17 protein-coding genes and 4 tRNA genes are annotated in these 19,518 nt (G+C 42.3%); 14 read left to right on the top strand and 7 right to left on the bottom strand.

Going from position 1 to position 19,518, the window contains the following annotated elements; genetic code table 11:
* Window positions 1-99: 99 nt before the first annotated feature.
* The gene (locus MF4640_RS01475; protein WP_078388455.1) at window positions 100-1,122 is read left to right on the top strand and encodes an AraC family transcriptional regulator; all 1,023 of its coding nucleotides are present in this window, start codon (window positions 100-102) and stop codon (window positions 1,120-1,122) included.
* 52 nt (window positions 1,123-1,174) lie between these two features.
* Here the strand turns inward: MF4640_RS01475 and MF4640_RS01470 are convergent, their stop codons facing one another.
* Window positions 1,175-2,506, bottom strand: a complete 1,332-nt coding sequence (locus MF4640_RS01470) for a Na+/H+ antiporter NhaC family protein (RefSeq protein ID WP_078388454.1) — start codon at window positions 2,504-2,506, stop codon at window positions 1,175-1,177.
* Between the two features lie 372 nt (window positions 2,507-2,878).
* Here MF4640_RS01470 and trpA point away from each other — a divergent pair, with 372 nt between their 5' ends.
* Genes trpA through MF4640_RS01450 form a run of 4 tightly spaced genes read left to right on the top strand, consistent with a single transcriptional unit; the run spans window position 2,879 to window position 6,859 of the window.
* A complete protein-coding gene (gene trpA, locus MF4640_RS01465) occupies window positions 2,879-3,682 on the top strand; it encodes a tryptophan synthase subunit alpha (RefSeq protein ID WP_005401958.1) in 804 nt (267 codons plus the stop codon).
* Entirely contained in the window at window positions 3,679-4,575 is an 897-nt protein-coding gene (gene accD / locus MF4640_RS01460; RefSeq protein WP_058870258.1) for an acetyl-CoA carboxylase, carboxyltransferase subunit beta, read from the top strand. Before trpA ends, accD begins: the two co-directional genes overlap by 4 nt.
* The gene (folC, locus tag MF4640_RS01455) at window positions 4,572-5,855 is read left to right on the top strand and encodes a bifunctional tetrahydrofolate synthase/dihydrofolate synthase (RefSeq protein WP_078388453.1); all 1,284 of its coding nucleotides are present in this window, start codon (window positions 4,572-4,574) and stop codon (window positions 5,853-5,855) included. Before accD ends, folC begins: the two co-directional genes overlap by 4 nt.
* Complete coding sequence (locus MF4640_RS01450; RefSeq protein WP_410551838.1) at window positions 5,846-6,859, top strand: SPOR domain-containing protein; 1,014 nt, start codon at window positions 5,846-5,848, stop codon at window positions 6,857-6,859. The genes folC and MF4640_RS01450 overlap by 10 nt, the downstream gene beginning before the upstream one ends.
* A gap of 26 nt (window positions 6,860-6,885) precedes the next feature.
* Here the strand turns inward: MF4640_RS01450 and MF4640_RS01445 are convergent, their stop codons facing one another.
* The 3 genes from MF4640_RS01445 to MF4640_RS01435 form a co-directional block, all read right to left on the bottom strand.
* Window positions 6,886-7,461, bottom strand: coding sequence for a dual specificity protein phosphatase family protein (locus MF4640_RS01445; protein WP_078388451.1), 576 nt, complete (start codon window positions 7,459-7,461; stop codon window positions 6,886-6,888).
* Window positions 7,458-8,282 (bottom strand): MBL fold metallo-hydrolase, encoded by an 825-nt coding sequence (locus MF4640_RS01440; protein WP_078388450.1) that lies wholly within the window; start codon window positions 8,280-8,282, stop codon window positions 7,458-7,460. The genes MF4640_RS01445 and MF4640_RS01440 overlap by 4 nt, the downstream gene beginning before the upstream one ends.
* Before the next feature lie 311 nt (window positions 8,283-8,593).
* The gene (locus MF4640_RS01435; protein WP_078388449.1) at window positions 8,594-9,235 is read right to left on the bottom strand and encodes a peroxiredoxin; all 642 of its coding nucleotides are present in this window, start codon (window positions 9,233-9,235) and stop codon (window positions 8,594-8,596) included.
* A gap of 357 nt (window positions 9,236-9,592) precedes the next feature.
* Between MF4640_RS01435 and MF4640_RS01430 the strand changes: the two genes are divergently transcribed.
* The 9 genes from MF4640_RS01430 (at window position 9,593) to MF4640_RS01390 (ending at window position 16,640) form a co-directional block, all read left to right on the top strand.
* The gene (locus MF4640_RS01430; RefSeq protein ID WP_078388448.1) at window positions 9,593-10,012 is read left to right on the top strand and encodes a hypothetical protein; all 420 of its coding nucleotides are present in this window, start codon (window positions 9,593-9,595) and stop codon (window positions 10,010-10,012) included.
* Between the two features lie 214 nt (window positions 10,013-10,226).
* Window positions 10,227-12,950, top strand: coding sequence for a preprotein translocase subunit SecA (secA, locus tag MF4640_RS01425; protein ID WP_078388447.1), 2,724 nt, complete (start codon window positions 10,227-10,229; stop codon window positions 12,948-12,950).
* 192 nt (window positions 12,951-13,142) lie between these two features.
* Window positions 13,143-13,490, top strand: a complete 348-nt coding sequence (locus tag MF4640_RS01420; RefSeq protein WP_078388446.1) for a hypothetical protein — start codon at window positions 13,143-13,145, stop codon at window positions 13,488-13,490.
* Window positions 13,491-13,647: 157 nt separating this feature from the next.
* Window positions 13,648-14,868 (top strand): bifunctional glutamate N-acetyltransferase/amino-acid acetyltransferase ArgJ, encoded by a 1,221-nt coding sequence (gene argJ, locus MF4640_RS01415; protein WP_078388445.1) that lies wholly within the window; start codon window positions 13,648-13,650, stop codon window positions 14,866-14,868.
* A 145-nt stretch (window positions 14,869-15,013) separates the two neighbouring features.
* Entirely contained in the window at window positions 15,014-16,081 is a 1,068-nt protein-coding gene (gene nadA / locus MF4640_RS01410) for a quinolinate synthase NadA (protein WP_078388515.1), read from the top strand.
* 153 nt (window positions 16,082-16,234) lie between these two features.
* Window positions 16,235-16,311: transfer RNA gene (locus MF4640_RS01405), tRNA-Pro, on the top strand.
* Between the two features lie 46 nt (window positions 16,312-16,357).
* Window positions 16,358-16,434 (top strand) — tRNA-Arg (locus MF4640_RS01400).
* A 35-nt stretch (window positions 16,435-16,469) separates the two neighbouring features.
* Window positions 16,470-16,545: transfer RNA gene (locus MF4640_RS01395), tRNA-His, on the top strand.
* A gap of 18 nt (window positions 16,546-16,563) precedes the next feature.
* Window positions 16,564-16,640 (top strand) — tRNA-Pro (locus MF4640_RS01390).
* Between the two features lie 115 nt (window positions 16,641-16,755).
* Here MF4640_RS01390 and MF4640_RS01385 read toward each other — a convergent pair.
* From MF4640_RS01385 to MF4640_RS01375, 3 genes are read right to left on the bottom strand one after another with little or no spacing between them, the layout of a single operon-like run.
* Window positions 16,756-17,235, bottom strand: a complete 480-nt coding sequence (locus MF4640_RS01385; protein WP_005401947.1) for an OmpA family protein — start codon at window positions 17,233-17,235, stop codon at window positions 16,756-16,758.
* A complete protein-coding gene (locus tag MF4640_RS01380; RefSeq protein WP_078388444.1) occupies window positions 17,229-18,467 on the bottom strand; it encodes a sensor domain-containing diguanylate cyclase in 1,239 nt (412 codons plus the stop codon). Before MF4640_RS01380 ends, MF4640_RS01385 begins: the two co-directional genes overlap by 7 nt.
* A gap of 4 nt (window positions 18,468-18,471) precedes the next feature.
* Complete coding sequence (locus tag MF4640_RS01375) at window positions 18,472-18,972, bottom strand: YfiR family protein (RefSeq protein ID WP_078388443.1); 501 nt, start codon at window positions 18,970-18,972, stop codon at window positions 18,472-18,474.
* Between the last annotated feature and the right edge of the window lie 546 nt (window positions 18,973-19,518).

Here is a 19,518-nt window from a genome sequence, read left to right as displayed (position 1 = left end):
TGTCGGAGAAAATGCAGTTTGTTTTGACAGATATTGCCATTTTTTATACATTTTACGCCAATGTGAAAATATCGCATGTCAAATAGTGGGTGGGCTATCATGCAAGAGTTACAAATCCCCAATGGTTATTTTCAGCTCTGGAATATGTATCTCATAGAGCAAGGAATTGATTTTCATCAACTCGGTTTTTTAGCGCAATATCAGTATGAATTAGAGCATGTATTACAACTGCCAATCGATACCCAATCACCATTTTCGTTCTTTCAAACGATTTTACAACTGACGCGAGAGCAATTGGATTGTCCTCAGTTGATTATGGAGATGGCAAAATTTATTCAACCTGAGCATTTTGGTGTTTTGGGCTATATGGCCACACGCAGTAATAGCGTGGCTGAAGCACTGAGTTATGTGATGCGTTTTAGTCGTTTGGTGATTGATGGTGCAGAAGTTAGTCCCATGCAGATGCAGCAAAGGGGCAATGAAATTTGGCTGACTTGGCCTTTTCTCAATGAGAAATATGCTTCACTGAATGAAATGACCATGGCATCTATTGTGCATTTGGCCAAGAAAATTTTCCCCGATCAATTACAAATCTTAAAAATCCAAATGGCGCATCCAGCCCAGATGGCACAGTATCATTATCTAAAATTTTATGGTTGTGAAGTGAGCTTTAATCAAGCCTGCTATGCCTATGTGATGAGTGTGGACAGTTTGACTTTAAAATCGGGTTTTGCTGATCCTTCCTTAACGCAGCTTTTACTGAAACAAGCAGAGGTAGCAATTGCCCTCAAGCCTCGTTATGAGAGCGTATTACAACAGATTCATAGCGCCGTGGCTGATTATCTTAAAGCACATGCGGAAGCTCCTAAAATTGAACAGATTGCTAATGAATTACACCTGTCAACGCGGACCTTACAACGCCAGTTGCAAGACTGGGATAGTTCATTTAAGCGGGTACTTGAGTCAGAGCGCATGAAACGATGTGAATATCTCTTACAACAAGGTTTGAGTTTAACTGAAATCGCCTTACAACTCGGCTATTCGGGACAGTCTGCTTTAGCGCGTGCCTATAAACAGCACAGTGGACAGACATTATTACAGTTGAAACGACAACTGAAATAACAGCTGGCATAAAAAAAGCGCCTTTGGGGAGGCGCTGAAATGTATGCAATGATCAGACTGATTTCAGTCGTGGAAAACGGAATGCAATCGCAAGGATGGCAAAAATTGCCAGTATCCAACAGTAGTAAATGCTGCCGATGAGTTCAACTGGCGAAAGCTTTGCAATTGAGCAGGCCAATAGAAGCTGTGCACCATAGGGAATAAGCCCTTGTACAACACATGAAAAGATGTCGAGCAAAGCGGCTGCACGTTTGGGGTCTACGCCATATTCTTTCGCGACTTCACGTGCCATATCTCCCGATAAAATAATCGCTACAGTATTGTTGGCCACAAAAATGTTGGAGAAAACCACCAAAAAGCTCAATCCGATTTCACCTGCGCGCTCACGACCCACTTTAAATAAACGGGTGAGGCTGTAAATGCGTTGAATAAGCCAGTCGAGACCACCTTCTTTTTGCATAATGGTCGAAAGACCGCCCAAGAACATCGACAGTAAAGCGACTTCAAACATACCGACAAAACCATCATAGATGGCTGTGTTGAGTTGAATGACCGTAAATTCTGGCTGTGTAATCAGTCCCATCACCCCAGAGAGCACTACACCGACTGTAAGTACCGCAAGCACGTGTAAACGACTGAATGCGAGGAAAAATACCACCACATAGGGTAATACTAGCCAAGGATTAAAGTCATTCGACTGAACGGTTTCGGTTTGGTGAATACTAAAGACATAAATCGCGATTGTGATTAAAGCCGCAGGTACTGCAATCCAGACATTGACGCGAAACTTGTCTCGAAGTTGAACTTTTTGACTGGTGGTGGCTGCAATGGTGGTATCCGAAATCATCGATAGGTTATCACCAAACATCGCACCGCCCACGACCGCACCTATGGCATAGACAGCAGCAATATCGGTGGCTTGAGAGAAACCAAAGGCAATCGGTGCACAGGCCGCAATGGTGCCCATCGAGGTGCCCATTGCTGTTGCAATGAACGCTGAAATAATAAATAGCATCGGTAACACAAAGGCGGGTGGAATTGCAGACAAGCCCATTTGTACTGTGGCTTCAACACTACCAATGGCGTTGGTGGTACTGGCAAATGCACCTGCCAGCATGAACACCATAAACATTAAGATGAGGTTCGGGTGACTTGCACCGCGCAGAAAGGTTTCGATGCCTTGATTCAGCTCACCGCGGTAAATCAACACCGCCAAGATAATGGCAGGAATGGCCGCAACAGGCGCTTTCATTTGATAGAACGCAAACTCGGTTCCAATCACAGAATGGTAAATACCACTGCCTAAGAAAATGGCTAAAAAAACAATAAGCGGTAACAGCGCAAGCGCACGTGCTTGCACTAAACCTGAGTTATCGGTGGTCATAGGAGATAGGGAAATGAAAGAATGTGCGTAGTATAATGCAGGTTTTGCTATTTCATAAAACTTTAAATGTAAAAGCTAAACCGCCTATTTTTATCATTTTTTTTCAAATAAAAATAAGTTTATCTAAAACTTAGACATTTTGGTATTTCCTAAAATTAGGCATCTTTGATCATTGAGAAAAAAACCGAAATATCAGTAAATGGTGCTTTACGGTTGTTCTGAAAATATTTGACGAAAAATGAATTGGAATGCGAACGCGATGTGCTCTATTCAATGAGTAAAAAATAGCGTTACAATGCAGCGTCTTGTATTTTTACAAAGCCAACTCCTCAGTAGTTTTAATTTTAAACAAGTTAAGGAAAGCACAACCCTATGTCACGTTTAGCCACTCGTTTTGGACAGCTTAAATCTCAACAGCGTAAAGCTTTGGTTTCTTATGTTATGGCTGGTGACCCTCATCCACAGGTAACAGTTCCTTTGTTACATCAGATGGTCGAGGCGGGTGTAGATGTGATTGAACTCGGTCTTCCATTTTCAGACCCTATGGCAGATGGTCCTGTGATTGCCCTTGCTGCAGAACGCGCATTGGCAGGTGGTACCAATACCTTAGATGCTTTGAATATGGTCAAAGAGTTCCGTCAAAAGGATCAAGAGACCCCAGTCGTATTGATGGGTTATCTGAATCCAGTTGAAGTCATTGGTTATGAAAAGTTTGTATCGACTGCGCATGCATGTGGTGTCGATGGCATTCTACTGGTGGATTTACCACCAGAAGAAGCAGCAGAGCTTGATGTTGTATTGAAGCAATTTGATATGGATCAAATCTTTTTACTAGCGCCAACCTCAACGGACGAACGCATTAAACATGTGGTGAAACAGGCGAGTGGTTTCATCTATTACGTGTCTTTAAAAGGGGTCACAGGTGCAGCAACTTTAGACGTTGCTGAAGCTGCAAACCGAATTGCTAAAATTAAAGCAGAAACAGATATTCCTGTCGGTGTTGGTTTTGGGATCAGTGATGCGACATCTGCCAAAGCAATGGGCGGAGTGGCTGATGCTGTGATTGTTGGTAGTGCTTTTGTTAAGCAATTTGCAAACTTAGCACCAGAACAAGCCGTGGTTGAAACGGTTAATAAAGTCAAGGAGCTTCGAGCAGCGCTCGATGAGTTAGTATGAGTCAAGATGTTAAATCAGGGAAAATCCTAAGCCCATCGACGCCATGGACTGAACGTGGTGTACCCGGTATTCAAGTACCTGATGAGCAAACCTCACTCAAAGCGACGTTTACAGAACCAACGATTGAATGCCCTGAGTGCCATGCACTTGTTACACGTACTGCAATGTCATTTAACGCGTATGTTTGCCCTCAGTGTGATGAACATTTGCGTATGAAAGCCCGTGATCGTTTGAATTGGTTCTTTGACCAAGTGCAAACAGAATTGGGGCAAGAATTTAAAGCCAAAGATCCGTTGAAATTTGTCGACTCAAAGCCATATCCAGCGCGTATGACTGAAGCACAGACCAAAACCGGTGAAACTGAAGCCTTGGTAGTGATGCAAGGTTTACTCAAAGGTATTCCTTTGATTGCCTGTGCCTTTGAATTTGATTTTATGGGTGGTTCAATGGGTACGGTTGTTGGTGACCGTTTTGTGCAAGCGGCTGAAAAAGCCATTGCGGACAAACAACCTCTGATTTGCTTTGCTGCTTCAGGCGGTGCACGTATGCAAGAAGGCATGTTGTCTTTGATGCAAATGGCGCGTACTTCAGCGGCCATCCAAAAAATGAAAGACGCGGGTCTGCCATATTTGGTGGTGTTGACCCATCCTGTCTATGGTGGTGTAACGGCATCTTTAGCGATGCTTGGTGATGTACATATTGCAGAGCCGAAAGCGATGATTGGTTTTGCAGGTAAACGCGTGATTGAACAAACTGTGCGTGAAAAGCTAGAAGAGCCGTTCCAGCGTGCGGAATACTTGCTTGATCATGGTGTAATCGATCAAATTGTTCACCGTCACGCATTACGTGATACAGTTTATCGTATTGTCGCGAAACTGATGAATTTGTCTTGAACACAGCACCACTTGCAACAGACTCTTTAGAAACATGGCTCGATTATTGGGGCCATGTTCACGTTACGGGGATTGATTTAGGATTGGAACGGGTCATTCCTGTAGCTGAAAAGCTCGGTGTAACGCGTCCCGATGCCAAAGTTTTAACTGTAGCGGGAACCAATGGAAAAGGTTCGACCACCACCACACTGGCTGCCATTTTAAATGCGCAAGGCTATAAGGTGGGACTGTATCAGTCACCACATATTTACCGTTTTAATGAACGGGTTAAATTGCGTGGTGTAGAGGTCGATAACCAAAGCTTGGTCGATGCTTTTGTACAAGTGGATCAAGCGCGCCGTGATTGTGATTTAAGCCTCTCGTTCTTTGAGGCGACCACACTCGCGGCTTTTGTCATTTTTAAAGACCAAGTATGTGATGTTTGGGTCCTTGAAGTCGGTCTAGGTGGTCGCTTAGATGTGGTCAACGTGATTGAACCCGATGTTGCGGTGATTACTAATATTGGTTTAGACCATACTGACTGGCTGGGCGATACTATTGAAAAGATTGCCTTTGAAAAGGCAGGTATCATCCGTCCTAATATTCCTGTGGTGTTTGGTGGCTTACAACACATCCCTCAAGCGATTATCGATAAAGCGGATGCTTGTGCTGCAAAACTTTATGCAGTGAATCGTGACTATTTTTATCAACTTAGTGAGCATGGTCAGTCGTGGATGTTTGCATCTAGCGGCACCACTTTAAATTTACCTCTCGGCACATTGGCGGTTGAGAATATTTCAACAGCTGTTGCTGCTGTTTTATTGAGTGGTTTAACGGTCACTCAAGCGGCTATTTCTGAAGGAATTCAAAACGCAAAACTGCAAGGTCGTTTTGAAATTCGCCAAATACAGAACAAAACGGTAATTTTTGATGCAGGGCATAACCCGCATGGTGTTGCTTTTTTATTAAATCAATTGCGAAATTTCCTAAAATACAATAAACAGTACACTGAAGTAGTCAGTGTTTTCTCGATGTTGGCAGATAAAGATGTGAAATCTGTCACAGAGTTATTGAAAGACTCCATACAAATGTGGAAAATTGCGGCATTAACTGTCCCGCGTGCAGCTCCGATTGAACAATTGGATCAAGCGCTGCAAGGGCAACATGTGCAGCACTTTGACAGTGTGAAATTGGCTTTTAAATCAGCGCTCGACGAAACAAAGAATAATCAGCTGATTTTGGTATGTGGTTCATTTCATACCTTAGAAGCGGTATGGGAGTATTTGGAAGAATGTCAATGAATAGCAAACAACGTTGGATGGGTGGCGTTGTTTTATTAGGTGGTGGTGTCCTTTTGGCGGCATTATTGCTTAAAGGCAAAGAAGAAATACATCAAAATAATATTAAAACACCAGAGCTAGTCACACAAAATGTGCAACGCAATGCCGAAGGTGAGTTGGTTCAACTTCAGCCGTTAACGGTTGATGTCGAAACAGAAAAGCGTTTACTGGAACAACAACGTGTAGCACGTGAAAAATCGGTTGCTGAACAAGAAGCTCGTGCGGCCGAATTTTTAGCAATGCAACAGCAAGCCGAAGCAGATGCTGCACGTAAAGCAGCGGAAGAATATGCCGCGTTGAATGCGCACCGTAATGCTGCACAGCAAAGCTCGGACAACATTCCACCAGAATTGGTTGAAGATGAAAAAGCCAAGCAACAGCGAATTGCTGCGGACAAAGCGGCTGAAGTAAAGAAGTTGGAACAGCAAAAGCTGCAAGCGCGTACTGAAGCTGAAAAAGCAGCGGCTGCAAAAAAACTGGCTGAGCAAAAAGCCTTAGCAGAAAAGCAAGCACTTGAAGATAAAGCTAAGCGAGAAGCAGAGGCTAAACGTAAAGCAGAAGACGAGCGTAAGGCTGAAGCGAAAAAAGAAGCTGAACGTAAAGCAGATGCTGATAAAAAAGCGGAAGACAAACGTAAGGCAGATGAAAAGCGTAAAGCTGATGAAGCCAAGAAAAAGGCGGAAGCTGAGAAAGCGCGTGATTTACTTGAACATGGCGATAAGCAGTGGATGGTACAGGTGGCATTGGCTGCCAATGAAGCCAATGCGGATGCACTGGCGGCTAAGCTTCGTGCCAAGGGCTATAAGGTCACTAAAAGTCCAACCTCTAAAGGCGTACGGATTATGGTGGGGCCATCTAAAGACCGTGATACTGCCGATGCAGCCCGCAAGAAGATTACCTCAGATGCAAGCCTTGGTATGAAGTCCGCATGGGTGATTGACTGGGTGCCACTCGACAAACGTTAAGATCGGGTTTAACCCAATTGCCTTCACTAAGATGGATTTAACAGCTGCTGTTGAATCCATCTTATATTTTCGGGGCTAAATAAAGGATCAATATTTTGCCAAATTGGATGAAAACCATAACCGCCTTGTTTCATCTCAGCCAAGGCATCAGCGGTAGACCAGTTTTGGAAAATAATGCGATACATGGCCACACTGGCACCAGTACGGTCTGAGCCATGGTAGCAATGCAATAAAACTTTTTGTTGGTTTTGCTCTGCAAGTTGGATTTGCCGCATCACCTTTAACAAGTCTTCTCGGTCAATCGCCCATGTATGAATCGGGATATGCACCAGTTTAAACCCTTGGTTAGACAGTTTTTTCAGGTCTTGATTGCGTGAGCGTAAATTAATAATTACATCAATTTTCTGTGCTTTTAAACTCGGAACTAAATCTTGATCGGGTTGTTCACTACGAAAAACAGTTTCACTGATTTGATAGAAATTATGCGCAGGTTGGATCGACTGTCCCCAGTGTTGTGGACGCTCTGTCTCGGGCAGCGCAGGCGTAGTCATACAGCCAGAAACATTGACACACAGAGAAAGCATAACAAGGTATTTGGTCATAGGATCAGGCTCTGATGGTGTGAAAGTTCAACAGGGTCATGTGCGCAAAAGATTTCGATACGTGGTTCAGACTGTGCCAAGTGTTGAATTTTATGCAAGTTACTTAAACGCTGTGCATTATCTTCGGCAAAAAATACTTCCAAGGCATTTAAGCTGCGAAGTTTGTTTTGGGGATTGAGTTCTAGGTGAGAGTAGTAAGCATCTCCGCAGAAGAGTTTCCAACCCTGTTGGGTTTTAATGGCAATGCCACAGTGGCCTTCAGTATGCCCAAACAGTGGAATCAAAAGAATCTCATTATGAAATAAGTCAAACCCTTGCACTTGAGTCAAATTAAACCATGCGTCACCGTGAATCGGCTCAATAAAGTGCCAATGACGATGCTGCTGAAATTGTTGTGTTTTATAACGGGCTTTATTTTTGAATGACTTCAGGTTTTGCGCAGCATTATATTCGTTAGACAGGATATGTACTGTTGCATTGGGAAAGTCGGAAATACCACCCGCATGGTCAAAATCCAGATGTGAAACCAAAATGTGTTTGACATCCTTTGGGCTAAAGCCAAGTTTTTGGATTTGTGCAATGGCTGTTAATTCTAAGTTTTGTTCAATTTTTCCAATTCGAGCCACCAACTGCCCCAAACGCTGCTTGGTGTGGAGATAGTCTTGTATGCCTAAGCCCGTATCAATCAGCACCAGCCCTTGATCTGTTTCAACCAAAAGACAATGGCACACGACATTAGCTTGAAAACCTTTTTGACCAAAGAGAGGGGCACACACTGGACACATGGTGCCGCAATGTAAATGGTGAATGTTATAAATCATAAAGTCGTTTTTATCGTATTGTTTTGACTGTTATAGCGGAAGATGTGAGTTTTAACAGTTTGATTTTGTTAAAGAGTCATGTGTATCTGCTTTAAGCGGAAAAAAGCCTGTCGATTGACAGGCTTTCAAAAGTTCAAACTCGGCTCGTCATTGGAGTTTGAAACGATCATACAAGGTGTCTTTGACATATTTTTATGGGTTAGTTTCCTCTTTTGGATTGTTTGGAGTTCAGTGCCCCATTTTTTTATTTTCAATCGGTCCGCTCGGTCAAAACTTCGGGCTTCACTTGTCTGTTGCAACAGCAGAATATTTTATCCTTGCTCAGGCTGTGGAGTTAGGCGTAAATACGGGGTGACTGCTTTATAACCTTTCGGAAAGCGCTGTGCGATTTCAGCTTCATCTTTGAGTGATGGCACAATCACCACATCTTCACCTTGTTGCCAGTTCGCAGGAGTTGCAACTTTGTGATGATCTGTCAGCTGTAGTGAGTCAATTACGCGTAAGATTTCATGGAAATTACGACCTGTTGATGCAGGATAAGTGATAATCAAACGGACTTTTTTGTTTGGGTCGATAATCACTAAAGAGCGAACCGTTAATGTTTCACTGGCATTGGGATGGATAAAACCATATAACTCAGACACTTTACGGTCTTGGTCGGCAATGATCGGGAAGTTCACCGTGGTGTTTTGGGTTGCATTGATGTCTTTGATCCAACCCTGATGCGATTCGACATCATCGACTGAGAGGGCAATGGCTTTTACTCCACGTTTTTCAAATTCATCTTTGAGTTTTGCGGTAAAGCCAAGCTCGGTGGTACATACTGGCGTGTAGTCAGCAGGATGTGAAAACAGTACTCCCCAGCTATCGCCTAAAAATTGATAAAAATCGATTTCGCCTGTGCTGGATGCTTGTTGAAAATTGGGTGCGATGTCGCCTAAACGTAAACTCATGTTGAACCTCAAATTATCTTTATGTCTATGGAATGAACATCACTATGGCGCAATTTCTTATGCATGAAAAATAGTGTTTTATTATTTGTTTATACAAAATATTCATAATTGGTCGGATAGCTGTTATGTATTTGGGTATGCCAAAGATGACCTCATTGTTGCTCTAGAGACCGTTTATTTGCATATTTGGTAACGGTGTTTAGACGAGATTTTTTCTGCTTCTGTGAAGTGTATCGCTCTATAGAATTGATTGCGCATTCGATCGGTTTATGATTGGATATAATTCTTTTCATTATTGATTTATAGTTGTTTTTTAAAGCAATTTCACAAAGTATAAAAAACTTGAGTATTAGAACAATGAAAAAAATAGGGATAGCCCTGACTTTAGTGTTATGGGGACTGGAAGTAACCCATGCGCAGAATGGTGGGCAATTGAAACAAGCCCAAGTCAGTACTGCTCGTCAAACGCCACAACAAATTACAGATCAATATCTAGCGTCTCAAAAAAGCCTCAAACAGCGTAAAGCCACCCTTTCACAGGCTCTCGAGCGAGAGTTAGCTCAAGGTCAGAATACGAATAATATTTATCAAGTTGCTTGTGTACAGCTTGTTCCGATTCTTACCGCAATGCGAGTCAATGATGAACAACTCTTGGGTTTTCTACAGAGCATGAATCCAAGTCAGTCCAATAATGGGGTGAAAGCCTCGCTGCGGAAAAATCAAGCGCTTGAAAGCAAAACCTTGAATAACTGCAAACAATTAAAGTCGCTACTTTAAAAAGACTGTTGAATCCTGATGAGTTCGGATGAAATCTCTATGTCGGCTGTTTAAAATTTGTTACATTAGTTTGCCTTAGATTCGACGGGCTAGAAACAATGAATAGATTTTTTAAATGGTTTTGTGTAAAGCCCTTGTACTTCAAATTTCTAGCACCATAATAACGACTAAGAAAACATATTCATTTGACAAGCAAGATTTAGAGAGTCTATTCATGTTGGCAAGTCTGATCGGAGGAATCTTCGGTACCAAAAATGAGCGCGAACTCAAACGCATGCGTAAAATCGTAGACAAGATTAATGCGCTCGAGCCGACGATATCCGCTCTTGGCGATGCAGACTTATCTGCAAAAACTGAAGAATTTAAACAACGATATAACAAGGGCGAAAGCCTCGATAAATTACTCCCAGAAGCATTTGCCGTCTGCCGTGAAGCAGCTAAGCGTGTCATGGGCATGCGTCATTACGATGTACAGTTGATCGGTGGCATTACCTTACACGAAGGTAAAATTGCAGAGATGCGTACAGGTGAAGGTAAAACCCTGATGGGTACCTTGTCGTGTTATTTAAACGCGATTAGTGCTCAAGGTGTTCACGTTATTACCGTGAATGACTATTTGGCACAGCGTGATGCTGAATTAAACCGTCCGCTCTTTGAATTCTTGGGTTTAAGCATTGGTATTATCTATTCCATGCAAGATCCAACAGAGAAAGCTGAAGCCTATCGTGCTGATATTACCTACGGTACCAACAACGAATTTGGCTTTGACTATCTACGTGACAACATGGTGTTCTCGCTTGCTGAGAAAAAACAACGTGGTTTGATCTATGCCATCATCGATGAAGTCGATTCGATCTTAATTGATGAAGCGCGTACGCCTTTGATTATTTCAGGTCAAAGTGATGACTCTTCACAGTTGTATGCCGCAATCAACAGTATTCCGCCCAAGCTGCATGCGCAGAAAGAAGAAAAAGTCGCGGATGGTGGTCATTTCTGGATTGATGAAAAACAACGTTCTGTTGAAATGACAGAAATTGGTTTTGAAACGGTTGAAAATGAACTGATTGAAATGGGTTTGTTGGCTGAAGGTGAAAGCCTGTATTCATCGACCAACCTAAATCTAGTTCATCATGTTACTGCTGCCATTCGTGCGCATTACTTGTATCAACGCAATGTGCATTACATCATCAATGATGGTGAAGTGATCATTGTCGATGAAAACACAGGGCGTACCATGCCAGGTCGTCGCTGGTCTGAAGGTTTACACCAAGCGGTTGAAGCAAAAGAAGGCTTAGAAATCCAGCCTGAAAACCAAACGCTTGCAACCACAACCTTCCAGAACTATTTCCGTCTATACAAAAAGCTTTCGGGTATGACCGGTACTGCCGATACTGAAGCAGCGGAAATGAAAGAAATTTATGGTCTAGATGTAGTCATCATTCCGACGCACCGTCCAATGGTTCGTCTCGATCAAAACGATTTAATTTATTTAAATCGTAATGGTAAATACAACGCAATTATTCAAGAAATTCAACGTGTGCATGAGTCTGGTGTCGCACCAATTTTAATTGGTACAGCAACCATTGAAGCCTCTGAGATTCTTTCTGATAAATTGCGTGATGCAGGCATTCAGCACGAAGTGTTAAATGCGAAACAACACGAACGTGAAGCAGATATTATTGCGCAAGCGGGTGCACCGCGAGCAGTAACCATTGCAACCAACATGGCAGGTCGTGGTACAGACATTCTGCTTGGTGGTAACTGGAAAGCTTTACTGGCAAAAATTGAAAACCCAACTCCTGAAGATGAAGCGCGCTTAAAAGCCGAATGGGAACAAAGCCATGAAATGGTATTGAGTTCTGGTGGCTTACACATTATTGGTTCTGAGCGTCACGAATCACGTCGTATTGATAACCAGCTTCGTGGTCGTGCAGGTCGTCAGGGTGACCCTGGTGTGTCACGTTTCTACTTGTCACTTGAAGATGACTTAATGCGTATCTTTGCGGGTGATCGTGTTGTGGGCATGATGCGTGCGATGGGCTTACAAGAAGACGAAGCCATTGAGCATAAAATGGTGTCACGTTCGATTGAAAATGCGCAGCGTAAAGTTGAAGCACGTAACTTCGATATTCGTAAGAACTTATTGAAATACGATGACGTCAACAACGAGCAGCGTAAAATTATTTACTCGCAACGTGATGAAGTTTTGGCTGAAAGTACATTACAAGATTACATCGAAGAGATGCAACGTGATGTGATGAAAGGCGTGATTTCTAACTATATCCCACCTGAGTCAATTCATGATCAATGGGATATTGATGGGCTTGAAAAAGCGTTACGTGAAGACCTTGCAATTGATTTGCCAATCAACCAATGGTTGGAAGATGACCGTCGTTTAGATGAAGAGTCTTTGGTTGAGCGTATTACTGATGAAGTGGTACAGCGCTACCGTAGCCGCCGTGAGCAAATGGGGGATGAAACAGCAGTTATGCTGGAGCGTCACTTCATGCTGAACTCGCTGGATCGTCACTGGAAAGATCACTTGGCGGCGATGGATTATTTACGTCAAGGCATTCACTTACGTGGTTATGCACAGAAAAATCCTGAGCAAGAATACAAAAAAGAAGCATATAACTTATTTGTAAATATGTTGGCGATTATTAAATCGGATGTTGTGACCGATTTATCTCGCGTACATGTACCAACGGCTGAAGAGCTGGCTGAAATGGAAGCTCAAAAGCAAGCTCAAGCTGAAGCGATGCAATTGAACTTGTCGCATGCAGACTTTGATGGTTTGTTGGCCGATGATCAAAGCCAATTTGCAGAGGTAGATGCACAATATGAGCCAGTAGAAGAGTTTGCTGCACCTGCGAGTCGTAATGCGCCTTGCCCATGTGGTTCAGGTCTAAAATATAAACAGTGTCACGGTAAAATCTAAACTGTGAACGAGTGAAAAAGCAGAACTTCGGTTCTGCTTTTTATTGGTATGACTGAAAAATTGACGCTAAGATAAATCCAAATACGATTCTGATTACAGCTAAAGCGTTGCATAATGTGAATAGCATTTGCAGTGTTAGGCATTAAATGCTATTTAGTTGCTCATCATCTAAACCTCTAAAGTGGAAAGACAATGAAAACAGTATTAAAACCAATCATGATTGTAGCTTTAGCGCTTCCAACTTTTGCATTTGCAGATACCACTACCGCAGCTAAAGTTCAACAAGCACGCGGTGCAACCACAGCACCTGCGGCACAAGCCAATGGTAATATTACGGTACAAAGTCCGCGTACAGGTATTCGCTATACCTTTGCCAATCCAAATCAACGCCCAGTGGTTCTGCAAACAGCTGCTATTGCTCCTGTAAATGCAGCAACAGTGAACCGTATTGTGGCTTCAAATCCAGCGCTTTCTCCTGTAAGCCAAGAAAATGCTAAACAAGCGCTTTTGTCTAGCTCAGCACAGCTTGCTTCAAATTAATCAAATGCTAGTGCATAAAACCAATCTTCGGATTGGTTTTTTTATGTCAAAAATGAGTGTGCATTGAAAAGTTAAAGCAAACAAAGTCTTCTGCTCGATTTTTTCTGAAAATTCTAATAAGCTGTGTTTTTTCTAACAAATGAATTGGACGTTTAAAATGCCAGTAGGTGACGTATCAATGCCACAAATGCACGTGGTGAAAGGGGTGAGAATTGGAACGGCTGAAGCTTATGTGCGCTATCAGAACCGACGTGATCTTGTCATTTTCGAATTTGCTGAAGGAACGAATGTTGCGGGTGTTTTCACTCAAAATGCGTTCTGTGCAGCACCTGTGCATGTGTCAAAAGCGCACTTACACGTGGCGAATCCGCGCTACCTCATTATTAACACCGGTAATGCCAATGCAGGTACAGGCAAGACAGGCATGCTGAATGCTGAACGTACTTGTGCACAGTTGGCTGAACTTGCTGGTGTGCAATCAACGGAAGTGTTACCGTTTTCAACAGGGGTGATTGGTGAACAATTGCCGTTGGAGCGTTTGTTAAATGGATTACAGCCTGCATTAAATAGTTTGAGTGCTGATGCTTGGGATGTTGCTGCTACCGGGATTATGACCACAGACACCACACCAAAAGGTGCATCTGAGCAATTCGAATTGGATGGCGTCACGTATACCATGACGGGTATTTCTAAGGGTGCAGGCATGATTCGTCCCAACATGGCAACGATGTTGGGCTATGTTGCAACCGATGCACCTATCAGCCGCGAGTTGGTTCAGCAACTGTTGAGCGAAACGGTCAATGTTTCTTTCAACCGAATTACCATTGACGGTGATACTTCAACCAATGACTCCTGTATCTTTGCGGCTACGGGTCAAGCGGGTGGTGTTGAAATCACCTCAACCCAAGATGCACGCTATGCCGTAGTGCTAGATGTACTCACGCGTATGATGAAGCGCCTTGCACAACTGATTGTGCGTGATGGTGAAGGCGCAACCAAGTTTATTACGGTTGCAGTTGAAGGTGGGTATGACACGCAAGAATGCTGCGATATTGCTTATAGTATTGCGCATTCACCTTTGGTTAAAACCGCGATATTTGCCTCCGATCCGAACTGGGGACGTATCTTGGCTGCGATTGGTTATGCTGGGGTTAAAAATTTAGATGTTGAAAAAATTCAAGTTTGGTTAGATGATGTGCAAATCTGTAAGGATGGTGGCGCAGCTGCCGATTACACGGAAGCGGAAGGTGCTCGTGTAATGTCGCAAGCTGAAATGACCATTCGTGTAGATCTAGGACGCGGGGCAGCGAAAGACACAGTGTATACCTGTGACTTATCTTATGACTATGTGAAGATTAATGCGGATTATCGCTCTTAATCTTAACGAGTTTTAAAAAAGCCTCCTTTGGAGGCTTTTTTACCATAAGAACTTTTGAATGATTGGTCAAAAGCCGAGAAGCCATTTGGCCAATAAATTAAGTGCGGGACTTGCTTGCCGACAAGCATGAAGGGATGAATGAATGATGAACAATGCGACCAATTTAATTGCCAATGACGCAAAATCAATTGTGCAGGCGCATTTGGACCGTTTGGGTGAAACCAAAGACTCAAAGCTCAGTGATGAAGTGAAGCAAGAAAAATTTGCCTTAATCTTGGCCGAGTTGAAAAAGCGCGATGCGGTATTGGTAGCGCACTACTATTGCGATCCTGAAGTGCAGGAATTGGCGGAGTTAAGTGGTGGCTGTGTTTCTGATTCATTGGAAATGGCCCGCTTTGGTCGTGATCATCCAGCATCAACCTTGGTGGTGGCGGGCGTTAAATTTATGGGGGAAACCTCAAAAATTTTATCACCGAATAAAACCATTCTGATGCCCACTTTAGAGGCTACATGTTCTTTAGATTTGGGTTGTCCTGTTGAAGAATTTAGTCAGTTTTGTGATGCCCATCCAGACCATACAGTAGTGGTCTATGCCAACACTTCAGCAGCGGTTAAAGCTCGTGCTGATTGGGTAGTGACCTCAAGCTGTGCGGTCGAAATTATTGAGCATCTAGACAGTTTAGGTGAAAAGATTATTTGGGCGCCCGATCAGCATTTAGGCCGTTATATCCAAAAGAAAACAGGCGCAGACATGTTGCTTTGGGATGGTGCATGTATTGTGCATGAAGAATTCCGTGCACGTGGCATTGCGAAAATGAAAGCGCTTTATCCTGATGCTGCGGTGCTGGTACATCCTGAGTCACCTGAGTCGGTGGTAGATGTTGCTGATGCTGTTGGAAGTACTTCACAACTAATCAAAGCTGCGCAAACCTTACCCAATGAGCGACTGATTGTGGCAACTGATCGGGGTATTTTCTACAAAATGCAACAAGCGGTGCCCAACAAAATTTTGGTTGAAGCACCAACAGCTGGAGAGGGTGCAACCTGTCGTTCTTGTGCACACTGCCCATGGATGGCAATGAATGAGCTGGATGGTATTTTAGAGGTATTACAGCGTGGCGATCAGGAAATATTTGTAGACCCGGTACTTGCTGAGCGTGCGAAATTACCTTTAGATCGCATGTTGGATTTCAGTGCATCGCTAAAACGTTAAAATTTGTATAAAAAATGCCTGAAACGCTTGATTAATATACATTTGACGTGATTTTTTTATTTTTTTTAAATATAGGTGTTGACGTTATCAAGCGTCGCGCCTAGAATGCACACCGTACCGAACGAGATGTTCGATACAAAAGCTGAGATGAATCGGAGCATAGCACAGCCTGGTAGTGCACCTGGTTTGGGACCAGGGGGTCGTAGGTTCGAATCCTACTGCTCCGACCAATTCTTCAAGGCAAGGTTATCCATAATACCTCGTATTATTGGTCATGCGCCTGTAGCTCAGTTGGATAGAGCATCCGCCTTCTAAGCGGATGGTCACAGGTTCGAATCCTGTCAGGCGCGCCATTAGGTAGCTTGGTATTAAGAACCGACACGTTATGGTGGATGTAGCTCAGTTGGTAGAGCCCTGGATTGTGATTCCAGTTGTCGCGGGTTCGAATCCCGTCATTCACCCCAACTTTAAAAAGTTGAAATCGGAGCATAGCACAGCCTGGTAGTGCACCTGGTTTGGGACCAGGGGGTCGTAGGTTCGAATCCTACTGCTCCGACCATTTATTGAAATGGTCGAGATAAAGATACCGCATTAAGCGGTTTTTTTATGCCTGAAATTTAGTAAAGTACATAAAAAAGCCTTCGTGACGAAGGCTAAAGATAAAACATAAATGCTTAAGGAATAATAATAATATTCACACGACGATTCAGCGCTCGATTTTCCTCGCTGCTATTTTCTACCAGAGGTTGTGATGCACCGCGACCCATGCTCTGAATATTTTGAGTTTTAAACCCTGTTTCGATAAAAATCTGGCTAACAGTTGATGCGCGTTTCTCGGAGAGTGTTTGATTGTAGCTTGGGTCACCAATATTATCTGTATGTCCAACCACTTTAATTTTATTTAAATTGTATTGCTGTAGCTGTTTAGAAAGCGCTTCGAGTGCGGGTTTTTGAGAGGCTTGAATATCGGATTGGTCAAAGCCGAACAATAATTTTTCAGGCAGTCTCAGCGTCCAGCCTTCTTCGGTCAGGGTAAAGCCTTGTTTCTTCAGCATGCGCGCTTGTTTATAGTTGAGGTGCCCTAAACTAAGGCAGCCAGATAAAGCAGTAATAAGACCTGCGATAAGCATAAATTTACAAAGATGTTTTAACATGAGGATTCCTGATCAGGATTTAGGCAAGGTGTTATGTACCACCCTTGAGCTAAGTTTTTGGCTTTATACATCGCATTGTCTGCTTCAGCAATCAAATCTTCAGGCGTTGTTGCACATTTTGAGAAAGCAACGCCAATACTGAAACTAAAATGAATCTGTTGTTGATCAAAAGATAATGGTGCTTTACTGCATTCGATTAAATGCTCGCAAATTAGTTCTAAATGATCATAGTGTTTGATATTGCGGAGTAGAATTGAAAATTCATCACCACCTAAGCGAGCAACCACATCGTGGCTTCTGACATTCTTTTTCAAACGTTGGGCCATTTCTTTGAGCACGGCATCACCTGCTAAGTGCCCATAAACATCATTAATGTTTTTAAAGTTATTGTTGTCGATAAAAAAGAGAGCGGTCTGGTTTTTCTCAGGGTGCTCAAATTGATTGAACAAAATATTGTAAAAATAATGACGATTCGGGAGTTCAGTTAATTGATCATGCAACGCTTGATGTGATAATTGAGAGTTTTCACTTTGTAGCTTTTCATTGGTACGTTGCACCTTATCTAATAAATTATTAAATGCACCACTGATGACGCGAAATTCATAAATAGGGGATGATGGAAGACGTGCTTGATATTGAGTATCAAGATTAAGGCTTTCAACAGTATTGACCATGGGTTGAATCGAGTGCATCAGTTTTTGATAGGTTGAATGTACCAACCACAACATAATTAACAGGATGATAAAAATCCCAGCGGAGAGACAAATCAAGAGCTGAAAGAAAAAGCTCATGAGTTGAGTGGCACTACCGTAAATGATCAACGTTCCGTACTGGTTATTTTGATGTTTGATGGTGCGTGTCACAGGGTGTTTAAAGAAGACCTTATCAAACAGATTTTCCATCCATGCAAACTCAGGTGTAGGTTTGTATGCTTCGGCCAGTGGTTTTCCTTGTAGGTTAATGACTTGAATAGCGCGAATTGGATATTGCTGAATATGATTGTTCAGTGTTTGCTGTAGCGTAATACGATCATTGAAAATGACAGCAGGTTGAATTTGCTCACTTAAGGTTGCGCTAAAAATATTAAGGCTTTGTTTGGCATAAGTATTCATAGTGTAGATGGAAATCACCACGAAAATTAAACTACAAATTCCAAGAGTAAGAGCAAAAATCAGCAATTGAGACTGACTAAAAATTTTTTGTAGGGAAGTATTAGAGCTTTTACGAAACATTGACTTAAGGCTCCGTAGATTTTGCTAATAATAAAACACGTGGATCTACACGCACTTGGGACTGGGACAGGCTGGCCAAGTTTACCTTAAAGGAAGTTCGCGTTTTATTTTGATATAAGCAAAATGCGCTACCTAATTCGCATTCAGTATTGTTAGAGCTAAAAGTCAGTGGAGCATCTTTTAGGTTATTTATAATATTCTGCTCTTCACGTGGTGTGTAGGTTGAGAAAAAAACAGCATTGCACATAACCTTATTTAATTCAGATAAACTGACCGCTTGAATTTGATACGCACCCTTGAGTTGCTGATTGACTTGAATGAACTGATTGGATAATTGGCTGTTATTTAAAATGCATAAAGAAATGGGATTGGGAGTATTCCAACGTACATAGCTCAAAATCGTCAATGTGGTTGCGGGGAGATTTAGTTGTGGTTGTGCCTGTACCTGAGAAATCATTAAACAGGACAAAAGGGTTAAATAAATTTTGTATTTAAAAGCTGTCATTATTCATTTTGCTTGGCAGCGAAAGTGAGCTTATTTTAACGAAAAATAAACAGTGATGGTTAAAATTGCTTTAATAATCGACAAAAATCACATTTTTGACCAAAAAATATGCGCTTGAAATAAAATAATAGAAAAAGGTGTTGCAAGGGATTAGAAATGCTGTAGAATGCACATCCATCGGCGGTGATGTTGATTAAAACTTGTTGAGAAACAAGGATTTAGCCCAAGCGGTAGAATCTGAAAGTCTTGAATAAGTTTAAAAATAATTAACAAAACCAGTTGACTTCTTCTTGAAAGAGAGTAGTATAGCCGACCTAGCTTGCTGATGACGAATCAGTGAGAAGATCATTAAGAGATTATGAAGAACAACTTGTGTGGATTTTTACTGATTGATCGATCGAAAATATTTCATTGATTGAATGGTAAAAATTACTCGAAGTTTATTTGAGAAATATTTGTCAGAAAATTGATGAGCTAAGATTTGTAGCCATAAGCTACTAATGATTTTTAACTGAAGAGTTTGATCATGGCTCAGATTGAACGCTG

It is taken from the genome of Acinetobacter sp. MF4640, from assembly GCF_002018895.1.
Classification (GTDB): domain Bacteria; phylum Pseudomonadota; class Gammaproteobacteria; order Pseudomonadales; family Moraxellaceae; genus Acinetobacter; species Acinetobacter johnsonii.
Note: the sequence above shows the minus strand (reverse complement) of the source record. Positions and strands in the feature narration are given on the sequence as shown.